This is a genomic window from Methylobacterium sp. ARG-1, from assembly GCF_001262595.1.
Classification (GTDB): Bacteria; Pseudomonadota; Alphaproteobacteria; order Rhizobiales; family Beijerinckiaceae; genus Methylobacterium; species Methylobacterium brachiatum.
Map to the genome: position 1 here is coordinate 1 of NZ_LHCD01000083.1, position 860 is coordinate 860.

1 protein-coding gene is annotated in these 860 nt (G+C 77.3%); it reads right to left on the bottom strand.

All coding sequences use genetic code 11. The features are described from left to right. Positions 1-860: autotransporter outer membrane beta-barrel domain-containing protein (locus AKJ13_RS29885; protein WP_144426460.1), on the bottom strand; the 860-nt coding region annotated here is incomplete at both ends.

The following is an 860-nucleotide window of genomic DNA, read 5'->3' on the forward strand; positions in this document are numbered from 1 at the left end:
CGCCGTGCCGCCCCGGAACGCCAGCAGTGCCGCCGGCACCCCGTCCCCGAACGCCCGCCGGTAGCCGATCAGGCCCCGCGCCAGCAGCGGGCCGGCGCCGCCGAACAGATCCGCCGCCACCGCCTGCGCCTGAACGCCGGCCGTCGCCGTCTCGACCACATCGGTCCGCCCGAACGCCGCCAGCGCCGACGCGCCCCCCGTCTCGGTGAAGCCGTCCCGGTGCAGGCGCAGCACCGCCCCGCCCACATACGGCTCGACGTAGCTCTCCACCGCGCCGATCCGGTAGCCGACCTCACTGACGCCCTGCAGCGCGCTGCCGCCGGCCCGGCCGCTGACCGCCTGCGAGACGCCGGGGAACAGCACAGTCCGGCGGGTGTCCAGGGCATCCCGGCCATACAGGGCCCCGAACCGGACCTGCACGGGTCCGAGCGACCCGCTGGCATAGGCGGCGCCGAAGCTGCCCTCAATCCGCCCGGAGGATTGCCGGGCGGTCACGTCGAACTGCGTGAGGCTGGTGCCGCCCGCCACGCCGACGCGCCAGCCGTCGAGGCCGGAGCCCAGCCCGTCGCCGAGCACGCCCGGGCCGGTCTCGACGCCGAGCATGAAGCCGCCGGTCTCCCGGGTCAGGCGGGCGGTGTTGCGGGTGGCCTCGCTCGCGCCGAACACCCCGAAGGCCTGGCCCCAGACGCCGTAGCGCGGGGCGAGCGGCCGCACCGGCACGAGGCCGGTGACGGGCTCGTCCGGGGTGAGGGCGGCGTAGCCGGCCGGCAGGGTGGTGCCGGACGCGAAGCGCTGGCCGACGGCGCCGGTCAGGCCGGGGCCGGCGCCGAGGCGCAGGTGTTCGAGCAGGGTGCCCTGCA